23 protein-coding genes and 5 tRNA genes are annotated in these 20,781 nt (G+C 71.2%); 22 read left to right on the plus strand and 6 right to left on the minus strand.

The annotated features are described in order from the left end of the window. Window positions 1-123 precede the first annotated feature (123 nt). The 7 genes from ACFWUY_RS19810 (at window position 124) to ACFWUY_RS19840 (ending at window position 2,129) form a co-directional block, all read left to right on the plus strand. Entirely contained in the window at window positions 124-768 is a 645-nt protein-coding gene (locus tag ACFWUY_RS19810; RefSeq protein WP_384110206.1) for a DUF4241 domain-containing protein, read from the plus strand. Between the two features lie 26 nt (window positions 769-794). Then, entirely contained in the window at window positions 795-1,517 is a 723-nt protein-coding gene (locus tag ACFWUY_RS19815) for an HAD family hydrolase (protein ID WP_384109685.1), read from the plus strand. Between the two features lie 93 nt (window positions 1,518-1,610). Continuing rightward, window positions 1,611-1,682, plus strand: a tRNA-Gln gene (locus ACFWUY_RS19820). Between the two features lie 42 nt (window positions 1,683-1,724). Next, a tRNA-Glu gene (locus tag ACFWUY_RS19825) sits at window positions 1,725-1,797 on the plus strand. Window positions 1,798-1,858: 61 nt separating this feature from the next. After that, window positions 1,859-1,931, plus strand: a tRNA-Glu gene (locus tag ACFWUY_RS19830). Window positions 1,932-1,945: 14 nt separating this feature from the next. Continuing rightward, window positions 1,946-2,017, plus strand: a tRNA-Gln gene (locus tag ACFWUY_RS19835). A gap of 39 nt (window positions 2,018-2,056) precedes the next feature. After that, a tRNA-Glu gene (locus ACFWUY_RS19840) sits at window positions 2,057-2,129 on the plus strand. Between the two features lie 130 nt (window positions 2,130-2,259). Here the strand turns inward: ACFWUY_RS19840 and ndgR are convergent. Further along, window positions 2,260-2,976 carry an IclR family transcriptional regulator NdgR gene (ndgR, locus tag ACFWUY_RS19845; protein WP_015036427.1) on the minus strand — a complete coding sequence of 239 codons (717 nt, stop codon included), beginning with the start codon at window positions 2,974-2,976 and terminating at the stop codon, window positions 2,260-2,262. A 140-nt stretch (window positions 2,977-3,116) separates the two neighbouring features. Here ndgR and leuC point away from each other — a divergent pair, with 140 nt between their 5' ends. From leuC to ACFWUY_RS19865, 4 genes are all read left to right on the plus strand, one after another. Beyond that, window positions 3,117-4,541 (plus strand): 3-isopropylmalate dehydratase large subunit, encoded by a 1,425-nt coding sequence (leuC, locus tag ACFWUY_RS19850; protein WP_384109690.1) that lies wholly within the window; start codon window positions 3,117-3,119, stop codon window positions 4,539-4,541. 6 nt (window positions 4,542-4,547) lie between these two features. Further along, entirely contained in the window at window positions 4,548-5,141 is a 594-nt protein-coding gene (leuD, locus tag ACFWUY_RS19855) for a 3-isopropylmalate dehydratase small subunit (protein WP_384109694.1), read from the plus strand. 104 nt (window positions 5,142-5,245) lie between these two features. Next, window positions 5,246-5,473 (plus strand): hypothetical protein, encoded by a 228-nt coding sequence (locus ACFWUY_RS19860; RefSeq protein ID WP_015036430.1) that lies wholly within the window; start codon window positions 5,246-5,248, stop codon window positions 5,471-5,473. Between the two features lie 143 nt (window positions 5,474-5,616). Next, the gene (locus ACFWUY_RS19865; protein ID WP_384109698.1) at window positions 5,617-6,327 is read left to right on the plus strand and encodes an HU family DNA-binding protein; all 711 of its coding nucleotides are present in this window, start codon (window positions 5,617-5,619) and stop codon (window positions 6,325-6,327) included. Between the two features lie 164 nt (window positions 6,328-6,491). Here the strand turns inward: ACFWUY_RS19865 and ACFWUY_RS19870 are convergent, their stop codons facing one another. Beyond that, on the minus strand, window positions 6,492-6,701 hold the full coding sequence (locus ACFWUY_RS19870; RefSeq protein WP_384109701.1) for a hypothetical protein: 210 nt from the start codon (window positions 6,699-6,701) through the stop codon (window positions 6,492-6,494). Window positions 6,702-6,711: 10 nt separating this feature from the next. After that, the gene (cofC, locus tag ACFWUY_RS19875; RefSeq protein ID WP_384109704.1) at window positions 6,712-7,386 is read right to left on the minus strand and encodes a 2-phospho-L-lactate guanylyltransferase; all 675 of its coding nucleotides are present in this window, start codon (window positions 7,384-7,386) and stop codon (window positions 6,712-6,714) included. A 127-nt stretch (window positions 7,387-7,513) separates the two neighbouring features. Here cofC and ACFWUY_RS19880 point away from each other — a divergent pair, with 127 nt between their 5' ends. The 3 genes from ACFWUY_RS19880 (at window position 7,514) to ACFWUY_RS19890 (ending at window position 10,493) form a co-directional block, all read left to right on the plus strand. After that, entirely contained in the window at window positions 7,514-8,266 is a 753-nt protein-coding gene (locus ACFWUY_RS19880) for a lysophospholipid acyltransferase family protein (protein WP_384109707.1), read from the plus strand. Beyond that, a complete protein-coding gene (locus ACFWUY_RS19885) occupies window positions 8,263-9,264 on the plus strand; it encodes an NAD(P)H-dependent glycerol-3-phosphate dehydrogenase (RefSeq protein WP_384109711.1) in 1,002 nt (333 codons plus the stop codon). The genes ACFWUY_RS19880 and ACFWUY_RS19885 overlap by 4 nt, the downstream gene beginning before the upstream one ends. Window positions 9,265-9,353: 89 nt before the next feature. Continuing rightward, window positions 9,354-10,493 (plus strand): D-alanine--D-alanine ligase family protein, encoded by a 1,140-nt coding sequence (locus tag ACFWUY_RS19890; RefSeq protein WP_384109714.1) that lies wholly within the window; start codon window positions 9,354-9,356, stop codon window positions 10,491-10,493. 34 nt (window positions 10,494-10,527) lie between these two features. Here the strand turns inward: ACFWUY_RS19890 and ACFWUY_RS19895 are convergent, their stop codons facing one another. Both ACFWUY_RS19895 and ACFWUY_RS19900 read right to left on the minus strand, forming a co-directional pair. Further along, a complete protein-coding gene (locus tag ACFWUY_RS19895; protein WP_384110213.1) occupies window positions 10,528-11,007 on the minus strand; it encodes a DUF3515 domain-containing protein in 480 nt (159 codons plus the stop codon). A gap of 23 nt (window positions 11,008-11,030) precedes the next feature. Continuing rightward, the gene (locus ACFWUY_RS19900) at window positions 11,031-11,264 is read right to left on the minus strand and encodes an Lrp/AsnC family transcriptional regulator (protein WP_073819077.1); all 234 of its coding nucleotides are present in this window, start codon (window positions 11,262-11,264) and stop codon (window positions 11,031-11,033) included. A 233-nt stretch (window positions 11,265-11,497) separates the two neighbouring features. Here ACFWUY_RS19900 and ACFWUY_RS19905 point away from each other — a divergent pair, with 233 nt between their 5' ends. Further along, window positions 11,498-12,460, plus strand: a complete 963-nt coding sequence (locus ACFWUY_RS19905; RefSeq protein WP_384109724.1) for a thiamine-phosphate kinase — start codon at window positions 11,498-11,500, stop codon at window positions 12,458-12,460. After that, window positions 12,457-13,269 (plus strand): bifunctional hydroxymethylpyrimidine kinase/phosphomethylpyrimidine kinase, encoded by an 813-nt coding sequence (gene thiD / locus ACFWUY_RS19910; protein WP_384109732.1) that lies wholly within the window; start codon window positions 12,457-12,459, stop codon window positions 13,267-13,269. Before ACFWUY_RS19905 ends, thiD begins: the two co-directional genes overlap by 4 nt. Window positions 13,270-13,387: 118 nt before the next feature. Here thiD and rpmB read toward each other — a convergent pair whose 3' ends face one another. Further along, complete coding sequence (rpmB, locus tag ACFWUY_RS19915) at window positions 13,388-13,573, minus strand: 50S ribosomal protein L28 (RefSeq protein WP_003957616.1); 186 nt, start codon at window positions 13,571-13,573, stop codon at window positions 13,388-13,390. A 236-nt stretch (window positions 13,574-13,809) separates the two neighbouring features. On the opposite strand from rpmB, the gene ACFWUY_RS19920 reads away from it, so the two are divergent. The 6 genes from ACFWUY_RS19920 (at window position 13,810) to ACFWUY_RS19945 (ending at window position 20,781) form a co-directional block, all read left to right on the plus strand. Further along, window positions 13,810-15,423, plus strand: a complete 1,614-nt coding sequence (locus ACFWUY_RS19920) for a DAK2 domain-containing protein (RefSeq protein ID WP_384109738.1) — start codon at window positions 13,810-13,812, stop codon at window positions 15,421-15,423. Window positions 15,424-15,495: 72 nt separating this feature from the next. After that, window positions 15,496-17,688 (plus strand): ATP-dependent DNA helicase RecG, encoded by a 2,193-nt coding sequence (gene recG, locus ACFWUY_RS19925; protein ID WP_384109741.1) that lies wholly within the window; start codon window positions 15,496-15,498, stop codon window positions 17,686-17,688. 67 nt (window positions 17,689-17,755) lie between these two features. Then, entirely contained in the window at window positions 17,756-18,337 is a 582-nt protein-coding gene (gene rsmD / locus ACFWUY_RS19930; RefSeq protein ID WP_384109746.1) for a 16S rRNA (guanine(966)-N(2))-methyltransferase RsmD, read from the plus strand. A 26-nt stretch (window positions 18,338-18,363) separates the two neighbouring features. Next, window positions 18,364-18,843, plus strand: a complete 480-nt coding sequence (gene coaD, locus ACFWUY_RS19935) for a pantetheine-phosphate adenylyltransferase (protein ID WP_181399519.1) — start codon at window positions 18,364-18,366, stop codon at window positions 18,841-18,843. A 110-nt stretch (window positions 18,844-18,953) separates the two neighbouring features. After that, on the plus strand, window positions 18,954-19,988 hold the full coding sequence (locus ACFWUY_RS19940; protein WP_384109750.1) for an ATP synthase F0 subunit B: 1,035 nt from the start codon (window positions 18,954-18,956) through the stop codon (window positions 19,986-19,988). Window positions 19,989-20,127: 139 nt separating this feature from the next. Next, a complete protein-coding gene (locus ACFWUY_RS19945; RefSeq protein ID WP_384110217.1) occupies window positions 20,128-20,781 on the plus strand; it encodes a YceD family protein in 654 nt (217 codons plus the stop codon).

A 20,781-nucleotide genomic window follows, 5' to 3' on the forward strand; every position in this document is an offset into this window, starting at 1 on the left:
TTTTTTGTGGGGGCGTGTTTTTTTTTTTAAACCGACGGGCGGTCGGGGGGGGGGGGGGGGGCGGTTGTAACCCCCCCCCCCCCCCCCGTCGCGTACCCGCCCCCCTGGAGCCGGCCCGTGCCCATGACGCCACCCGACCACGCCCTCTGGTTCGCACCGGAAGCCGCCGTCACGCCCGAGGACGGAAAGAGCGCCGCCTTCACCGTGACGGACCTGGGGGCGCTCACCCTGCCCACCGGACGGCTCGTGGCCTGCGACCCGATCGTCCACCTGGGGAACGACGACGAGCGGCCCGAGCCCTTCACCGTCACGGTCCCGCCCGGGAGCTACCCGGTCCAGACCGTCGTGACCGACGTCGAGCACCCCTTCCCGCACCGCGTGATCGCCGCCGCGCGCCTGGTGATCCGGGACGCCCCCGTGGTCCGCTGGGAGCCCGCCCTGGTCCCCGGCCAGGACCCCGCCGACCTCGCCGACGGGGAGTTCTTCGGCTACGGCGTGGACGCCGGCGTCGGCTGCTTCCACGACGCCTCCGCCCATCACTCCTTCCCGGGCACCGAGGACGAGGAGGGCGTCGTCTGGGAGACGATGGACGGCAGCCCGGCCGGTCCGACGGCCTTCCTCGTCGAGGGTGAGGACGGCCACACCGTCGCCGTCTTCGACTCGGGCTGGGGCGACGGCTGCTACCCGACCTGGATCGGCCGCGACGCCGACGGCGAGGCCGTCTGCTTCGTCACCGACTTCCGCGTCTTCCGCTTCGCCCCCGCCTGACCCCGCCCCGGGGGTACCGTCGGGGCATGGCGATCCGCGCGATCCTCTGGGACATCGACGACACCCTCTTCGACTACGCGCGCGCCGACCGGGCCGGCATGCGGGCCCACCTCGCCGCCGAGGGGCTGCTCGGGGCGTACGACTCCGTCGAGGACGCCCTGCGCCGCTGGAAGGAGCTCACGGAGCTGCACTGGCGGCGCTTCGAGACGTCGGGCGGCACCTTCCAGGACCAGCGGCGCCACCGGGTCAGGGACTTCCTCGGGGAGCCCGGACTCACCGACACGGAGGCCGACGACTGGTTCGGCCGGTACGTGGTCCACTACGAGGCCGCCTGGGAGCTCTTCCCCGACACCCTCCCCGTCCTCGACCTCCTCGCCGCCGACTACCGGCACGCGGTCCTGTCGAACTCCAGCATCCACGCCCAGGACCCCAAGCTCCGGGCGCTCGGCCTGCGTGACCGCTTCGAGGCCGTCCTCTGCGCCGCCGAGCTGGGCACCGCCAAGCCCGCCCCGGAGGCCTTCCACGCCGCCTGCGCGGCCCTGGACCTCGCCCCGTACGAGATCGTCTACGTGGGGGACCAGCCCGACATCGATGCCCGGGGCGCCCGCGAGGCGGGGCTGCGGGGGGTGTGGCTCGATCGCGCCGCCACGGGCGGCAGACCGGAGCTCGACCGGATCACCGACCTCCACCAGCTCCCCGCCCTGCTCCGCGCGGATACCCGTTTTGGAGCACCGTCCACCTTCGGGTAATGTTCTTCCTGCGCCGAGGGGAACAAGCCGAAAGGCAAGAACCCGCAAAGCGCAAGCCGAGCAAGATCCTCCCTGGTGGGGATGGCGCCCCGGTGGCCTATGGTGTAATTGGCAGCACGACGGTTTCTGGTTCCGTTAGTCTTGGTTCGAGTCCAGGTAGGCCAGCTCGCAGAGCTCATCTGCAAACCAGTGGATGGCATCCACGAAGCCCCCGTTGTGTAGCGGCCTAGCACGCCGCCCTCTCAAGGCGGTAGCGCCGGTTCGAATCCGGTCGGGGGTACAGATCCTTCCCGCGGGATCACCTGGGTCGCACCCGGTGAACTCGATGCAGGATCGCTAGGGCCCCCGTTGTGTAGCGGCCTAGCACGCCGCCCTCTCAAGGCGGTAGCGCCGGTTCGAATCCGGTCGGGGGTACGGTTTAACCGCCATGGCCTATGGTGTAATTGGCAACACTACGGTTTCTGGTACCGTCATTCTTGGTTCGAGTCCAGGTAGGCCAGCTCGCAGAGCTCATCTGCACCGCGGATCTGATCCGCAAGGCCCCCGTTGTGTAGCGGCCTAGCACGCCGCCCTCTCAAGGCGGTAGCGCCGGTTCGAATCCGGTCGGGGGTACAAGACAAGGAAGCCCTTCCCTTCGGGGGAGGGCTTCTTCGCTGTTTCCTTCCGGGTCACAGACACAACTCCGGCCCACCGCTGCGGCGTTGAAGCGGTGGGCCGGGACGAACGGAAGGGAAGGGGAACGTCAGCCGGTGCGGCGCAGTGCCTCGGAGAGCCGGGCGGCGGCGTCGATGACCGCCTGGGCGTGCATACGGCCAGGGTGGCGCGTCAGACGCTCGATCGGACCCGAGACCGACACGGCGGCCACGACGCGGTTCGAGGGGCCGCGTACGGGCGCGGAGACGGACGCGACGCCCGGCTCCCGCTCGCCGATCGACTGGGCCCAGCCGCGGCGCCGTACGCCCGACAGGGCCGTCGCCGTGAAGCGGGCGCCCTGGAGGCCGCGGTGCAGCCGCTCGGGCTCCTCCCAGGCCATCAGGATCTGCGCCGACGAGCCGGCCTTCATCGTCAGCGTCGAGCCGACCGGGACGGTGTCCCGCAGGCCCGAGAGACGCTCGGCCGCCGCCACGCAGATGCGCATGTCGCCCTGACGGCGGTAGAGCTGGGCGCTCTCGCCGGTGACATCGCGCAGATGCGTCAGCACCGGGCCCGCGGTCGCGAGCAGGCGGTCCTCGCCGGCCGCGGCGGCGAGCTCCGCGAGGCGCGGTCCGAGGATGAATCGGCCCTGCATGTCACGCGCCACCATCCGGTGGTGTTCCAGTGCCACGGCGAGACGATGTGCCGTGGGTCGTGCGAGTCCCGTCGCCGCGACCAGTCCTGCGAGGGTGGCCGGACCGGACTCCAGGGCGCTCAGGACAAGGGCTGCCTTGTCGAGAACGCCTACGCCGCTAGAGTTGTCCATGCAACGATATTCGCGTCTCACTCTGTGAAACGCAAGTTCAATTTCCTGCGGAACTTGTCACTCTGGTGAGGCGGCCGCACAACGGCCCGCGAAACGGGTCTCTAGTTGTGCCGGCGTAGACGTCGGCCGGAGGGAAAGCGATGGGTAGGACACTCGCGGAGAAGGTCTGGGACGATCATGTCGTCCGGCGCGCCGAGGGCGAGCCCGACCTTCTCTTCATCGATCTGCACCTGCTGCACGAGGTGACCAGCCCCCAGGCCTTCGACGGCCTGCGCCAGAACGGCCGGCAGGTGCGGCGCCTCGACCTCACCATCGCCACCGAGGACCACAACACCCCGACCCTCGACATCGACAAGCCCATCGCCGACCCTGTCTCCCGCGCGCAGCTGGAGACCCTCCGTAAGAACTGTGCCGAGTTCGGCGTCCGCCTGCACCCGCTGGGCGACGTCGAGCAGGGCGTCGTCCACGTCGTGGGACCGCAGCTGGGCCTGACCCAGCCCGGCACCACCGTGGTCTGCGGCGACTCGCACACCTCCACGCACGGCGCCTTCGGCGCGCTGGCGTTCGGCATCGGCACCAGCCAGGTCGAGCACGTGCTCGCCACCCAGACGCTGCCGCTGGCCCGCCCGAAGACCATGGCCATCACGATCGACGGCGAGCTGCCCGAGGACGTCACGGCCAAGGACCTGATCCTGGCGATCATCACGAAGATCGGCACCGGCGGCGGCCAGGGCTACATCCTGGAGTACCGCGGCTCCGCCATCGAGAAGCTCTCGATGGAGGCCCGGATGACCATCTGCAACATGTCGATCGAGGCCGGCGCCCGCGCGGGCATGATCGCCCCCGACGAGACCACCTTCGCCTACCTCCAGGGCCGCGACCACGCCCCCGAGGGCGAGGACTGGGACGCCGCCGTCGCGTACTGGAAGACCCTGAAGTCCGACGACGACGCCGTCTTCGACGCCGAGGTCGTCATCGACGCGGCCTCGCTGGCGCCGTTCGTCACCTGGGGGACCAACCCCGGCCAGGGTGCGCCGCTTTCGGGACACGTCCCCGACCCGGCTTCGTACGAAGACGCTTCGGAGCGCCTCGCCGCCGAAAAGGCCCTGGAGTACATGGGGTTGACCGCCGGGCAGCCGCTGCGCGACATCAAGGTCGACACCGTCTTCGTAGGCTCCTGCACCAACGGCCGCATCGAGGACCTGCGCAACGCCGCCGGGCTGCTCGAAGGCCGCAAGGTCGCCGACGGCGTCCGCATGCTGGTGGTCCCCGGCTCCGTCCGGGTCGCCCTGCAGGCCGTCGAGGAGGGCCTGGACAAGGTCTTCAAGGAGGCCGGCGCCGAATGGCGGCACGCGGGCTGCTCGATGTGTCTGGGCATGAACCCCGACCAACTGGCGCCCGGTGAGCGCTCCGCGTCCACCTCCAACCGCAACTTCGAGGGTCGGCAGGGCAAGGGCGGCCGGACCCACCTGGTCTCGCCCCAGGTCGCCGCCGCCACCGCCGTCCTGGGCCACCTGGCCTCCCCGGCCGATCTGTCCGACGTCGCCACCACCGCGGGGGTCTGAGGAACCATGGAAGCTTTCACCACGCACACCGGCCGGGCCGTCCCGCTGCGCCGCAGCAACGTCGACACCGACCAGATCATCCCGGCGCACTGGCTGAAGAAGGTCACCCGCGACGGCTTCGAGGACGGTCTCTTCGAGGCCTGGCGCAAGGACTCCGAGTTCATCCTCAACCGCCCCGAGCGGCAGGGTGCCTCGGTCCTGGTCGCCGGCCCCGACTTCGGCACCGGCTCCTCCCGTGAGCACGCCGTCTGGGCGCTCCAGAACTACGGCTTCCAGGCGGTCATCTCCGCCCGCTTCGCCGACATCTTCCGCGGCAACTCGCTGAAGAACGGCCTGCTGACCGTGGTCCTGCCACAGGAGACGGTGGACGCGCTCTGGGAGCTGACCGAGGCCGACCCGAGCGCCGAGGTCACCGTCGACCTGGAGCGGCGCAAGGTCCTGGCCGACGGGATCGACGCCGACTTCGAGCTCGACGAGAACGCCCGCTGGCGGCTCCTGAACGGACTCGACGACATCAGCCTCACCCTTCAGAACGAAGCCGACATCGCGGCCTACGAGGCGGCTCGACCGGCCCACAAGCCCCGTACAATTACGGCCTGAGCAGCGCTTTTCCAAGACTGCGCCCCCCACCGTCCGGTGGGGGGCGCAGTCGCTTGTTGAGACCCTGTCGGGCGACAACTCGCCCTAGATGGCACAATCGGTGCATGGAACGCGACAGCCAACTCGAGCTCTACGAGGCAGTCGCCGCCCGATTGAAGGAAGCGCACACAAGAGTGCGCTCACTGCAAGTCCCGGAGGGCGTAAGGATGGCGCTGTCCCGGAAGCTGCTGGTCGTGACGGCCGCGGCGAAGCACGATCTCAAGGACGCGGCGACGCGTCTGGACCGGTTGATGAAGGACCTCGACGAGGGCCGATTCCCAGAGGACGACTGACACCAAGAACTCCGCAGCGGATCTTCCACGTTGCGGCACTAGGGTGATTAGACCGTTTCGTGTTTGATTTGCGGTATATACATGCCTAACGTGCGAAAAAGCTTGAACACTTTCGTTCTGGCAATGTCTCCGAAGGGGAAGACGTGAACAAGGCGCAGCTCGTAGAAGCGATTGCCGACAAGATGGGCGGTCGCCAGCAGGCCGCCGAAGCCGTCGACCACGTGCTCGACGCCATCGTGCGTGCCGTGGTCAGCGGTGACCGGGTCTCGGTGACGGGTTTCGGCTCGTTCGAGAAGGTCGACCGTCCGGCCCGCTACGCCCGCAACCCGCAGACGGGTGAGCGGGTGCGGGTCAAGAAGACCTCGGTTCCCCGCTTCCGTGCCGGTCAGGGCTTCAAGGACCTGGTCAGCGGCTCGAAGAAGCTCCCCAAGGGCGGCGAGGTCTCCGTTAAGAAGGCCCCCAAGGGCAGCCTCACCGGTGGCGCGTCCGCGACCGTGAAGAAGGCCGCCGCCAAGAAGGCCACCACCGCCAAGAAGGCCGCCGCGAAGAAGGCGACCCCGGCGAAGAAGGCCACCCCGGCGGCCGCCGCGAAGAAGGCGACCCCGGCGAAGAAGACCACCACGGCGGCCGCCAAGAAGGCGACCCCGGCGAAGAAGACGACTCCGGCCGCGGCGAAGAAGACCGCGAACGGCGCCGCCAAGAAGGCCACCACGGCCGCCGCCGCCAAGAAGGCGACCAAGGCCGCCGCCAAGAAGACCGCGCCCGCGGCGAAGAAGGCCACGGCGACGAAGGCGCCCGCCAAGAAGACGACGGCGCGCAAGACGACCGCCAAGAAGACCGCCGCCAAGAAGTAGGACGAGCGGCACCGATCCGCCGGGCCGGGCTCCCCCAGGGGAGCCCGGCCCGCGGCGCGTCCGCGCGGAGAAGGCCCCGTTCGGAAGGCCGGTGCGTGGAGAAGGCCTGCTCAGAAGGCCGGCGCGCGTGACAAAGTCCCGCTCAGCGTGCGAGAAAGACCCGCTCAGAAGGTCTGCAGCGTCACCAGGGTGATCCGCGGGACGGCCCCGGAAGCGCCGGGCTCCACCTCGATCCGCACCCGCTGCCCCGGCCGCAGCAGCCGCAGCCCGCCCGCCTCGAAGGCCTCCGCCCCGAACTCCACGGGGGTGCCGTCGTCGAGCAGCACACTGCCGCTGCGGGTCTCGGGGTCGTACGTGAACGCGGTCGCCTGCATGGACCGCAGCCTATCCGGCCGCCGACAGCCACCGGGCGGCCGTCCGCGGACCGAGCCCCAGCGCCCCGGCCGCCGCGAGATCCTCACCGGTGTCCACGTCCCGGCGTACGGAATCCACCCCGGCGAGCGTGATTTCCACCGCCCCCGAGGACAAATGCCGGAGTCTCGACGCGCCCCCGAATGCCGGTTCCAATTCGACCCCCGGAGCCGCCGAGAGGAATGTCGTACCTATTTCGGCGGCATCGGCGAGAAATGCTCGCGGAAATTTCCGGGCCACGTCGAGCACCCGGCCCAGCTCCTCCGGCCGCAGCGCCGGCAGATCCGCGTTGAGCGCCCCCACGCGCGCGTACGGCCGCCGGGACCGCACGGTGCGGACCCCGTGCGCGAGGGCCGCGTTGAGCCCCGCCGCCGGGGCGTCCGGGACGATGCGCGCACCCAGCGCGGCCAGGGCCGCGGCGGCCTCGGGGTCGTCCGTGACGACCGCCACGTCCCGTATCAGGGCGCAGTTCAGCACCGCCCCGACGGTGTCCTCGGCGAACGCCAGCGCGAGCCGGGGGCGCAGCCGGGACCCGGCCGCCGCGGCCAGTCTGCTCTTCGCCAGGGCAAGGGGCTTCAGGGGGACGACCAGGGACCAGCCGTCGTCCGCGTCCGTGTGCATGGGATGCCTCGGGTGCCTCGACTTCATCGGGGGCCATTCTGTCCCGCCCACACGTTCTGCCGGAGGACCCGGGGCGTACGGTGTCACTCGACAGAGCAGGAGCATGGGGCGACACTTGACCCCCTGCCAGCCAGTCCCGGAGAAAGGTGTCCGAGTGCCCCGCCGCAGAATCGGCTTCTGGTACCGCCTCGCGGCGGTCATCGCCAAACCCCCCCTGGTGGTTCTGTTCAAGCGGGACTGGCGCGGCATGGAGCACATCCCGGCCGACGGCGGGTTCATCACCGCGGTCAACCACAACTCCTACCTGGACCCCCTGTCCTACGCGCACTACCAGTACAACACCGGCCGTGTCCCGCGCCTCCTCGCCAAGGCGGCCCTCTTCAAGGCCCCCTTCGTCGGCATGATGCTGCGCGGCACCGGGCAGATCCCCGTCTACCGCGAGACGACCGACGCGCTCGACGCGTTCCGGGCCGCCGTCGACGCCATCGAGCGCGGCGAGTGCGTCGCCTTCTATCCCGAGGGCACCCTGACCCGCGACCCCGACATGTGGCCCATGGCGGGCAAGACCGGTGCCGCGCGCGTCGCGCTGCTCACCAAAGCCCCCGTCATCCCGGTGGCCCAGTGGGGCGCCAACCTGGCGATGCCGCCGTACGCCAAGGAGAACAAGCTCAGCCTGTTCCCCCGCAAGACGCTGATCGTGCAGGCGGGTCCGCCGGTCGACCTCTCCCGCTTCCACGGGCTCGAGCCGACGCCCGACGTGCTCCGCGAGGCGACCGAGGTCATCATGGCCGCCATCACCGCCCTCCTGGAGCAGGTCCGCGGCGAGCAGGCGCCCGCCGAACCGTACGACCACCGCAAGGCGCGTCTCGAGCAGCGGCGCAAGGCGACAGAGGGGGGCACCAAGTGACCAAGGCCGCCGTGTTCGGCAACGGATCCTGGGGCACCGCCTTCGCCATGGTGCTCGCCGACGCGGGCTGCGAGGTGAGCCTCTGGGGCCGCCGCGCCGAACTCGCCAAGGAGATCAACGCCTCCCGCACCAACCCCGACTACCTGCCGGGCGTCGAACTCCCGCAGCGGATCACGGCCACCGCGGACCCCGCAGAGGCCGCCGAGGCCGCCGACTTCACCGTCCTCGTCGTCCCCTCGCAGACCCTGCGCGGCAACCTCGCCGCCTGGAAGCCGCTGCTCGCTCCCGACACCGTCCTCGTCTCCCTCATGAAGGGCGTCGAACTCGGCACCGCCAAGCGGATGAGCGAGGTCGTCACCGAGGTCGCCGACGTGCCCGCCGAGCGCGTGGCCGTCCTCACCGGCCCCAACCTGGCCAAGGAGATCGCCGCCCGGCAGCCCGCCGCCGCCGTCGTCGCCTGCGTCGACGAGACGGTCGCCCAGCGGCTCCAGACCGCCTGCATCACCCCGTACTTCCGCCCGTACACCAACACCGACGTGGTGGGCTGCGAGCTCGGCGGCGCCGTCAAGAACGTCATCGGCCTCGCCGTCGGCATCGCCAACGGCATGGGCCTCGGCGACAACTCCAAGGCCACGCTCATCACCCGCGGCCTCGCCGAGACCACCCGCCTCGGCCTCGCCATGGGCGCCGACCCGCTCACCTTCTCCGGCCTCGCCGGCCTCGGTGACCTGGTCGCCACCTGCTCCTCGCCGCTCTCCAGGAACAACACCTTCGGCACCAACCTCGGCCGCGGGATGACCCTCCAGGAGACCATCGCGGCCACCAAGCAGACCGCCGAGGGCGTCAAGTCCTGCGAGTCCGTGCTCGATCTGGGCCGCCGCCACGGCGTCGACATGCCCATCACCGAGACGGTCGTCTCGATCGTCCACGACGGCAAGCCGCCGATCGTCGCCCTCAAGGAACTGATGTCGCGATCGGCCAAACCCGAACGCCGCTGAGCCGTCGGTGACGCGCCCGCTGCGCCGTACGCGCGCGGCGGCGGCGGGGCTTAAGCAGTTCGGGAGCCGCAAGGTACGCTCATCGCGATATGAGCGAGAACACCCAGAGCCCCCGCAAGCCGCGCGTGGCCGTCGTCTTCGGCGGACGCAGCTCCGAGCACGCCATCTCCGTCGTCACGGCGGGCGCCGTCCTGAGCGCCATCGACCGGGACAAGTACGACGTGCTGCCCATCGGCATCACGACGGACGGGCGCTGGGCGCTCACCGCCGACGCCCCCGAGCGCATGGCCATCGCCGACCGCGCCCTGCCGAACGTCGCCGACCTGGCCGAATCCGCGGAGGGCGGCGTCGTCCTCTCCGTCGACCCCGCCAACCGCGAGGTCGTCCTCAGCGAGCCCGGCGCCGTGCCGAAGGCCCTCGGCGAGGTCGACGTGGTCTTCCCCGTGATCCACGGCCCGTACGGCGAGGACGGCACCCTCCAGGGCCTCCTGGAGCTCTCCGGAGTCCCCTACGTCGGCGCGGGCGTCCTCGCCTCCGCCGTCGGCCAGGACAAGGAGTACATGAAGCGGGTCTTCGTCTCCTTCGGACTCCCGGTCGGCCCGTACGAGGTCATCCGGCCCCGTGAGTGGGAGCAGAACCCGGCCGCCGCCCGCAAGAGGATCGTCGAGTTCGCCGCCGACCACGGCTGGCCGCTCTTCGTGAAGCCGGCCCGTGGCGGCTCCTCCATGGGCATCACCAAGGTCGACGACCTCTCCGGCCTCGACGAGGCCATCGAGGAGGCCCGCCGCCACGACCCCAAGATCCTCGTCGAGTCGCTGCTGCGCGGCCGCGAGATCGAGTGCGGCGTCCTGGAGTTCGAGGACGGGCCGCGCGCCAGCGTGCCGGCCGAGATCCCGCCCGTCACCGACCACGACTTCTACGACTTCGAGGCCAAGTACATCGACTCGGCCTCCGGCATCGTGCCGGCCCCGATCGGGGACGAGGCCACCGCCGAGGTCCAGCGCCTGGCCGTCGCCGCCTACGAGGCCGTCTCCTGCGAGGGCCTGGTCCGCGCCGACTTCTTCCTCACCGAGGACGGCGACTTCGTCATCAACGAGATCAACACCATGCCGGGCTTCACGCCCATCTCCATGTACCCGCGCATGTGGCAGGAGAGCGGCGTCGGCTACCCCGAGCTCGTCGACCGGCTCATCCAGGCCGCGCTGACCCGCTCCACGGGCCTGCGCTGACCGGACCGGACCCGGAGGACCGTGCCGCCGCCCCTCAGAGGCTCGGCGGCACGGTCTTCCGCACGGGTGCGGCGAGATCGGCGAGCGGCGTCGCGTCGTGCGCGTACCGCTCGTCGAGGGTCACCTCGACATAGGTCTTCCGGTACGTCGAGGTGAAGCGGGGGCCGCCGCCCTCGGGGCGCTCCAGCATCCAGTTCACCCCGTTCGCCTCGACGGCCTGCGCCTTGGGATCGCTCATCTTTTCGGGCCGGGGCACCCCGCAGCGCAGTACGATCGCACCGTCACCCCAGCCGGCGGTCAGCTCGGAGCCGGGCTCCGGGTCACTGCGCTCAAGTCCCGCCACGGTGTCGGGAAGCTCCTTCGCCAAGGCCTGGCAGAAGGCGGCCTCCACCGCCGGGGGGCTTGGAACCACGACGGACGCCGCGGCGTCCGACGGGGCACAGCCGGCGGCGGCCGGCAGCAGGACGGCGGCCGCCACGGCGGCGGACAGGCCGAAGGGCCGGTGGGAAGACATCACCGGCCAAGCGTAGACGGGGGCTACAGATGAACGACCGGGCAGGTGAGGGTGCGCGTGATGCCGTCCACTTGCTGGACCTTGGCGACCACCATGCGGCCGAGCTCGTCGACCGTGTCCGCCTGCGCGCGCACGATGACGTCGTACGGACCGGTCACGTCTTCCGCCTGGAGCACCCCCGGGATCTTGGAGATGGTGTCGGCGACGATCGACGCCTTGCCCACCTCGGTCTGGATGAGGATGTACGCCTGAACCACGGAACCTCCAGGGCGACCACGAGGATCTTGTGGGAGAAAGGGACGCCACGGTACCGCGTCGCCGCGGGCCGCGGGGAGACCCGCGCGGCCCGGGGCACTGCCGGGGTGGCGTACGCAGGACAGAAGTTGACGGTCTACTTGACGGTACCCAGCACGGTGACGGCCCGCGACCCGCGGCGCGAGACGACGCGCCCCCGCCCGCCGGCCGGCACGAAGACACGAGGTGAGGCGCGGTGAAGGGCACAGTCGGAGAGCTCGGCGAGTTCGGGCTCATCAGGGAGCTCACGTCCCGGCTCACCTCCACCCCGGCGGTACGGATCGGGCCCGGCGACGACGCCGCGGTCGTCTCCGCCCCCGACCGGCGCGTGGTGGCCAGCACGGACATCCTCCTCGAAGGACGTCACTTCCGCCGCGACTGGTCCACGGCGTACGACGTCGGCCGCAAGGCCGCCGCGCAGAACCTCGCCGACATCGCCGCCATGGGCGCGGTCCCCACCGCGCTCCTCCTCGGCCTCGTCGTCCCCGCCGAGCTCCCCGTCACCTGGGCCACCGAACTCATGGACGGCCTGCGCGACGAATGTCAGGTCGCGGGCGCGGCGGTGGTCGGCGGCGACGTCGTCCGCGGCGATGTGATCATGGTCTCCATCACCGCCCTCGGCGACCTGCGCAACCACGACCCGGTCACCCGGGGCGGCGCCCAGCCCGGCGACGTCGTCGCCTACACCGGCTGGCTCGGCTGGTCCGCCGCCGGCTACGCGGTCCTCTCCCGCGGCTTCCGCTCCCCGCGCGCCTTCGTCGAGGCCCACCGCAGGCCCGAACCGCCGTACCACGCCGGCCCCGCCGCCGCCGGTCTCGGCGCCACCGCCATGTGCGACGTCAGCGACGGCCTCATCGCCGACCTCGGCCACATCGCCGAGGCCAGCAAGGTCCGCATCGACCTGCGCTCGGGCCTCATCGACATCCCCACCCAGATGAACGACATCGGGCAGGCCGTCGGCGTCGACCCCATGCAGTGGGTGCTCACCGGGGGAGAGGACCACGCCATCGTGGCCACCTTCCCGCCGGACGTGAAGCTCCCGGCCCGCTGGAAGGTCATCGGCGAGGTCCTCAACCCCTCCGCGCTGCCCCAGGTCACCGTGGACGGCGCCCCCTGGCACAGCGTGGGCGGCTGGGACCACTTCGGGGAGACGGAATGAGACCCCGTCGGGTGCAGGTGCCCCCGCTGGTGCTGACCGTCGCCGGATCCGACTCCGGCGGCGGCGCCGGCATCCAGGCCGACCTGAAGACGATGCTCGCGCTCGGCGTCCACGGCATGAGCGTGCTCACCGCCGTCACCGCCCAGAACTCGCGGGGCGTCCAGGGCGTCTGGGAGCTGCCGGAGGAAGCCGTACGCGCCCAGTACCGGGCCGTCGCCGACGACATCGGCGTCCAGGCGGTCAAGACCGGGATGCTGGCCACGGCGGCGCTCGTGGAGACCGTCGCCGAGCTGCTCGCGGACACCGCGGCCCCGGTCGTCGTCGACCCGGTGGGCGTCTCCAAGCACGGGGACCCGCTGCTCGCCGAGAGCGCGCTCGACTCCGTCCGGGAGAGGCTGCTGCCCCGGGCCACCGTCGCCACGCCCAACCTGGACGAGGTGGCGCAGCTCACAGGCGTGCACGTCGTCCACGAGAGCGACATGCGGACCGCCGCGGAGGCGATCCTGTCGTACGGGCCGCGCTGGGTCCTGATCAAGGGCGGGCACCTGCCCACCGGTCAGGAGGCCGTGGACCTGCTCACGGACGGCTCGGAGGAACACTGGCTGCGCGCCCCGCGCCTCGACAACCGGCACACCCACGGGACGGGCTGCACGCTCGCGTCGGCGGTCGCGTCCGGGCTCGCCAAGGGCCTCCCGGTGCCGGAGGCGGTACGGGAGGCGAAGGAGTACGTGACCGGGGCCGTAGCCGCCGGCTTCCCGCTGGGTACGGGCATCGGCCCGGTCGACCACGGCTGGCGGTTCCGGGCCTGAGCGGCCGGGAGCCCGTAAGGCCCGTGACCGTTCCAGGGCAAGGCAAAAGGCCGGTTCACCGAGGTGAACCGGCCTTTCAAGGCAACCGCAGGGGCTGCGCTACGACAGAACGTCGCGATTAGCGCGAGACCTTGCCGGCCTTGATGCACGAGGTGCAGACGTTGAGCCGCTTCGGCGTCCGACCGACCACGGCACGCACGCGCTGGATGTTCGGGTTCCAGCGACGGGACGTACGGCGGTGCGAGTGCGAAATGTTGTTGCCGAAGCCCGGCCCCTTGCCGCAGACGTCGCAGTTGGCAGCCACGGGTCACTCCAAAAGCTTCAGGATTTACAGTGAATTCCGGCGCACCGGAATCAGGAGTCTGAAGTGGCTTGCCGGGGAATGGCCCGGTGTGAACCGGGCAACCGAAGCAGCATACAACGCCTGCATCGGTGGAACGAAACTACCACGGTCTCCGCGAACCTCGCCCCGGGCCCTGGTCACGAGCGGGGCACCCCCGGTCTACCCTGCGGTGAGCTCACCGCCCGAGGAGGACCCCGTTGTCGCGAGCCCTTCAGCCCTTCGACGAGCTCGTCGAGCTCGACGCCGAAGCGGTCAGGTCCTGGTGCGCGCGGGCGCTCGACGCGCTCGGCCGGGAGCGCGAGGAGATCGACGCGATCAACGTCTATCCCGTCGCCGACGGGGACACCGGCACCAATCTGTACCTGACGGCGGAAGCCGCCCACCAGGCCGTCGAGGCCCTCTTCACCGCCTCCGTCCCCGGCACCGCCGAGACCGTACGGGCCATGGCGCACGGCGCCCTGCTCGGCGCCCGCGGCAACTCGGGGACGATCCTCTCCCAGCTCCTCCGCGGCATGGCCGGGGTCCTCGCCGAGGGGTGTGACGGCGATCACCTCGCCCGCGCCCTCGCCGAGGCCGCGAGCGCGGCACGACGGGCCGTCGCCCATCCCGTGGAGGGCACCATCCTCACCGTGGCGAGCGCGGCGGCCGGGGCCTGCGCGGCGGGCGGCGGACTCGTCGAGGTGGCCAGGACCGCCCACGAAGGGGCCAGGACCGCCCTCGCCGCCACCTCGGGACAGCTCGACGTCCTCGAACGCGCCGGAGTCGTCGACGCGGGCGGCCGGGGCCTGGTGACGGTCCTCGGTGCCCTCCTGGAGACCGTGACGGGACAGACCCCGCCCCCCGCCGGCCCGGCGGCCGTCATGCCCGCCCCCCACGAGGAGTGCCCCACCGAGGGCGGCCCCGCCTACGAGGTGCTCTACCTCCTGGAGGCGGACGACACGGCCGTGGAACTGCTGCGGACCCGGCTCGACCGGCTGGGGGAGTCCCTCGTCGTCGTCGGCGGCGACGGACTCTGGAACGTCCACGTGCACGTCGACGACGCGGGCGCCGCCGTCGAGGCCGGCGTCGAGGCCGGACGGCCCCACCGCATCCGGATCACCCACTTCGCGGCCGACGCGGCGGCCGGCGAGGGCCGCGTCGCGGAACGTGCCCAGCGCGCCGTCGTCGCCGTCGTCCCCGGCGAGGGCCTCGCCGGACTCTGCGCCGAGGCGGGCGCGACCACCGTACGGACCCGGCCGGGCGAACCGCCCGCGGGCGACGAACTCCTCGACGCGATCCGCCGGGCCCACGCGCGCGAGGTCGTCCTCCTGCCCAACGACACCGAGCTGCGGCAGGCCGCGGCGGCCGCCGCCGAACACGCCAGGGCCGAGGGCATCCGCGTCGCCCTCATCCCGACCCGGGCCGCCGTCCAGGGCATCGCCGCCCTCGCCGTCCACGAACCCGGCCGGCGCTTCGACGAGGACGTCGTCGCCATGACGGCCGCCGCCGGCGCCACCCGCTACGCCGAACTCGCCGTCGCCGAACGCCAGTCCTTCACCTCGGCCGGCGTCTGCCAGGCCGGCGACGTCCTCGGCCTCATCGAGGGCGACGTCGCCGTCATCGGCGAGGACCTCACCGAGACGGCCCGCACGGTCCTCGACCGGATGCTCTCGGCCGGCGGCGAACTCGTCACCCTCGTCGTGGCCGACGACACCCCGCCCGGACTCGCCTCCGACCTGGAACGCCACGTCCGACGCGGCTACCTGGCCGTCGACACCACCACCTACCACGCGGGCGCGGGGGCCCCACCGCTGCTCATCGGCGTGGAATGACCCCCGCCGGGGGCCGACCCGCGCGCGGGGTCGTCCACAGCCTGGACGCGACTGTCGGTCCCTTGGTGTGGAATGGAACGCGTGCCCGCGCTCGACGAACCACTCAAGAAGTCCCTCGGCCCCGCCACCGCCAAGGTCATGGCCGAGGCACTCGACCTGCACACGGTCGGTGACCTGCTCCACCACTACCCCCGCCGGTACGCCGAGCGCGGGGAGCTGACCACCCTCTCCGACCTGCCGCTCGACGAGCACGTCACGGTGGTCGCCCAGGTCGCCGACGCCCGCGTGCTCACCTTCAACGGCTCCAAGGGGCGCGGCCAGCGCCTCGAAGTGACCATCACCGACGGCAGCGGCCGCCTCCAGCTGGTCTTCTTCGGCAAGGGCGTGCACAAGCCGCACAAGGACCTGCTGCCCGGCACCCGGGCGATGTTCTCCGGCAAGGTCTCGCTCTTCAACCGGCGCCTCCAGCTCGCCCACCCCGCGTACGAACTCCTCCGCGGCGACGAAGGGGAGACCGTGGGCACCTGGGCCGGGGCCCTCATCCCGATCTACCCGGCCACCACCAAGCTGGAGTCCTGGAAGATCGCCAAGGCCGTCGACGCCGTCCTGCCCAGCGCCGTCGACGCCGTCGACCCGCTCCCCGACGCCCTGCGCGAGGGCCGCGGCCTCGCCGAACTCCCCGAAGCCCTCCGGCTCATCCACAGGCCCCGCACCAAGGCCGACGTCGCCACCGCCCGCGAGCGCCTCAAGTGGGACGAGGCCTTCGTCCTCCAGGTCGCCCTCGCCCGCCGCCGGCACGCCGACACCCAACTCCCCGCCGTCGCCCGCCGACCGGTCCCCGGCGGCATCCTCGACGCCTTCGACGCCAAACTCCCGTTCACCCTCACCGACGGCCAGCAGAAGGTCTCCAAGGAGATCTTCGACGACCTCGCCACCGAGCACCCGATGCACCGCCTCCTCCAGGGCGAGGTGGGCAGCGGAAAGACCATGGTCGCGCTGCGCGCCATGCTCGCCGTCGTCGACTCCGGGGGACAGGCGGCCATGCTCGCGCCCACCGAGGTCCTCGCCCAGCAGCACCACCGCTCGGTCACCGAGATGATGGGCGAGCTCGCCGAGGGCGGCATGCTCGGCGGCGCCGACCGGGCCACCAAGGTCGTCCTGCTCACCGGGTCCATGGGGGCCGCCGCCCGTCGGCAGGCCCTCCTCGACCTGGTCACCGGGGAGGCGGGCCTCGTCATCGGCACGCACGCGCTGATCGAGGACAAGGTCCAGTTCCACGACCTGGGCCTGGTCGTCGTCGACGAGCAGCACCGCTTCGGCGTCGAGCAGCGCGACGCGCTCAGGGGCAAGGGCAAGCAGCCCCCGCACCTCCTGGTCATGACCGCCACGCCCATCCCGCGCACCGTCGCCATGACCGTCTTCGGCGACCTGGAGACCTCCGTCCTCGACCAGCTCCCCGCGGGGCGCTCCCCGATCGCCAGCCATGTCGTCCCCGCCGCCGACAAACCCCACTTCCTCACGCGCGCGTGGGAGCGCGTGCGCGAGGAGGCGGGGAAGGGGCACCAGGCGTACGTGGTCTGCCCGCGCATCGGCGACGAGGAGGACCAGAAGAAGAAGTCCAAGGCGTCCGCCGAGGACGAGGCCGAGAAGCGCCCGCCGCTCGCCGTCCTCGACGTCGCCGAGAAGCTCCGCGCCGGCCCCCTCTCGGGGCTCCGGATCGCCGTCCTGCACGGCCGTATGCACCCGGACGACAAGGACGACGTGATGCGCCGCTTCGCCGCGGGCGAGCTCGACGTCCTCGTCGCCACCACCGTCATCGAGGTCGGCGTCAACGTTCCCAACGCCACCGCGATGGTGATCATGGACGCGGACCGCTTCGGCGTCTCCCAGCTCCACCAGCTCCGCGGCCGCGTCGGCCGCGGCTCCGCCCCCGGTCTCTGCCTCCTCGTCAGCGAGATGCCGGAGGCGAGCCCCGCCCGGCAGCGGCTCAACGCCGTCGCCGCCACCCTCGACGGCTTCGAGCTCTCCCGTATCGACCTCGAACAGCGACGCGAGGGCGACGTCCTCGGCCAGGCCCAGTCAGGCGTCCGCTCCTCGCTGCGGGTGCTCACCGTCATCGACGACGAGGAGGTCATCACCGCCGCCCGCGAGGAGGCCACCGCCCTCGTCCTCGACGACCCGGACCTCACCGCCCAGCCGGGACTCCGCACCGCGCTCGACGCGCTGCTCGACAAGGACCGGGAGGAGTACCTGGAGAAGGGCTGACCGCAAGCCGTCACCAGCGGCCATAAGCTGTTGCGTACGCAATGGGCTATGGAGAACGAGGACACCGATGACCCGCGTGATCGCCGGTACGGCCGGCGGGCGCCGCCTGGCCGTGCCACCAGGCAACGGCACCCGCCCCACCTCCGACCGGGCGCGCGAGGGCCTCTTCTCCACCTGGGAGGCGTTCCACGGCCTCGACGGGTCGCGCGTCGCCGACCTGTACGCGGGCTCCGGCGCCGTCGGCATCGAGGCGCTCTCCCGGGGCGCCGCCCACGCCCTGCTCGTCGAGGCGGACGCGCGCGCCGCGAAGACGATCAGGGACAACGTCCGGTCGATCGGCCTGCCCGGCGCCGAACTCCGTACCGGCAAAGCGGAACAGATCGTGACGGGACCGGCGCCGGCCGAGCCGTACGACCTGGTCTTCCTCGATCCGCCGTACGCGGTCACGGACGCGGAACTCCGCGAGATTCTCCTCACACTGCGCTCGGGGGGCTGGCTGAGCGAGGATGCCCTCGTCACCGTGGAGCGCAGCACCAGAGGCGGAGAATTCGGCTGGCCGGCCGGTTTCGAACCACTGCGGTCCCGTCGCTACGGCGAGGGAACGTTTTGGTACGGTCGCGCCGCCTCTACGTGCGAAGACGCACGATGACCGGACCGGAGAGCGAGGGACCCAAGTTGCGCCGCGCCGTCTGTCCGGGGTCATTCGACCCCATCACCAACGGACACCTCGACATCATCGCCCGCGCCTCCAAGCTGTACGACGTCGTACACGTCGCGGTGATGATCAACCAGTCGAAGAAGGGCCTGTTCACCGTCGACGAGCGGATCGAGCTGATCCGCGAGGTGACCGCCGACTTCGGCAACGTCGAGGTGGAGTCCTTCCACGGGCTGCTCGTCGACTTCTGCAAGCAGCGCGACATCCCCGCCATCGTCAAGGGGCTGCGAGCGGTCAGCGACTTCGACTACGAGCTGCAGATGGCACAGATGAACAACGGCCTCACGGGCGTGGAGACCCTGTTCGTCCCCACCAACCCGACCTACAGCTTCCTCTCCTCCTCGCTGGTCAAGGAGGTCGCCGCCTGGGGCGGCGACGTCTCCCACCTGGTCCCCCCGACCGTCCTTCCCCGGCTGACCGAGCGCCTGGCGCGGAAGTGACGCGCGGCCACCGCCGCTGACGTTCCGTCACCTGGTGTCGGACGGGAGCCGACTGCCCTTACAGTCGTCCCGTCCGTCTCCATCCAGCTGTAGAGAGTGGCGAGCACCCGGTGGACGTACAGAAGAAGCTCGACGAGATCGTCGCGACCGTGCGGGGCGCCCGCTCCATGCCCATGTCGGCGTCCTGTGTGGTCAACCGGGCCGAGCTGCTCGCCCTGCTCGAAGAGGTACGGGAAGCCCTGCCGGGCTCCCTCGCCCAGGCCCAGGAGCTGATCGGCGGCCGGGAGCAGCTGGTCGAGCAGGCCCGCCAAGAGGCCGAGCGGATCATCGAGGCCGCCCACGCCGAGCGGGGCTCGATCGTCTCGGACACCCAGGTCGCCCGGGAGTCGCAGGAGGAGGCCGACCGGATCCTCTCCGAGGCCCGCCGGGAGGCGGAGGAGGTCCGCGCGGAGGCCGACGACTACGTCGACTCCAAGCTCGCCAACTTCGAGGTCGTCCTCAACAAGACGATCGGCTCCGTCGACCGGGGGCGCGAGAAGCTCCTCGGCCGTGGCCCGGGCCTCGACCAGGACGGCTACGCCGACCCGGACGCCCCGGAGTACAGCTCCGACCCGGGGACCCTGATCCAGCGGGCCGACGAGTACGTCGACGCCAAGCTCGGCGCCTTCGAGGCCGTGCTCAGCAAGACCCTGGAGGCCGTCGGCCGCGGCCGGCAGAAGCTGCACGGCCGGATCGCCTCCGACGCCCTCGGCGAGCACATGGTCGCCCAGGACGGTCTCGGCGGCTCCGTGCACACCAGCGACGCCGACTACCTCGCGGGCCTCGCGGAGCTGTCCGACCCGGAGCCGGTCCAGATCCCGGCCCAGCAGCAGCCCCAGCAGCCCCAGCCCGACCCGTACGCGGCGTACCAGCAGGTCCAGCAGCAGCCCGACCCGTACGCCGGCTACCAGCAGCCGCAGCAGGCCGACCCGTACGCCTACCAGCAGCCCGACCCGTACGCCTACCAGCAGCAGGACCCCTACGCGTACCAGCAGCCGGTCCAGCCGGTCCAGCCGCAGCAGGCCGCCGCGCTCGACGAGACCAGCTTCTTCGACACGAGCATGATCGACCTGGAGCAGCTGCGCCGGTACGAACAGGGACACTAGGGGCGCCAGGGCCCGGATTGGGCCCTGGGCGACACGTCCAGTATCCTGGCTCTTCGGTCGCGCGTATGCCCGCGATCCTTGCTGCCCACGTCTCGGCAGCCTCCTCACGACGTGAAACGATCCGAAAGCAGGAAGACCCCTGAGCACGCGCCTCGACCACCGCAACCCCCTCGTGTTCGACACACACGAGCTGGGGCGGCGTCCTGGTGCCCTCCAGCGGATCTCGCGTTCGGTCGAGGCCCCCGGGTACCTGGGCGTCGAAGGAGTGATCGGAGTGCCCGAGGGCGCTCCGGTGGACATCGATCTCCGTCTTGAGTCGGTCATGGAAGGGGTGCTTGTCACAGGCACCGCCCGTGCATCGGCCGAGGGGGAGTGCGTAAGGTGTCTGGAGCCCGTCGAGCTTGATCTCGACGTGGACTTCCAGGAGATGTTCTCGTACCCCGACTCCGACGACCGGGGCCGCTTCAAGGCGGCCGCGGACGACGAAGACGAGGAAGGCGAGGACATGATCCCCCTCGAGGACGGCATGTTCGACCTCGAACCCGTGCTGCGTGATGCGGTGGTGCTCGCACTGCCGATGCAGCCGGTGTGCCGGGAGGACTGTGCGGGTCTGTGTTCCGAGTGTGGAACCAACCTGAACGAGAACCCGGACCACCACCATGAAGCCGTCGACGCTCGTTGGGCGGCACTGCAGGGACTCGCCGGTTCGCTGGGAACCGATGAGAAGGACAACATGAGCGGCAAAGCCTCTGACGGGGACGTCCGAAGCGCCGCCGAGAAGCAGGAGAAGTAG

It is taken from the genome of Streptomyces sp. NPDC058664, assembly GCF_042716635.1.
Classification (GTDB): domain Bacteria; phylum Actinomycetota; class Actinomycetes; order Streptomycetales; family Streptomycetaceae; genus Streptomyces.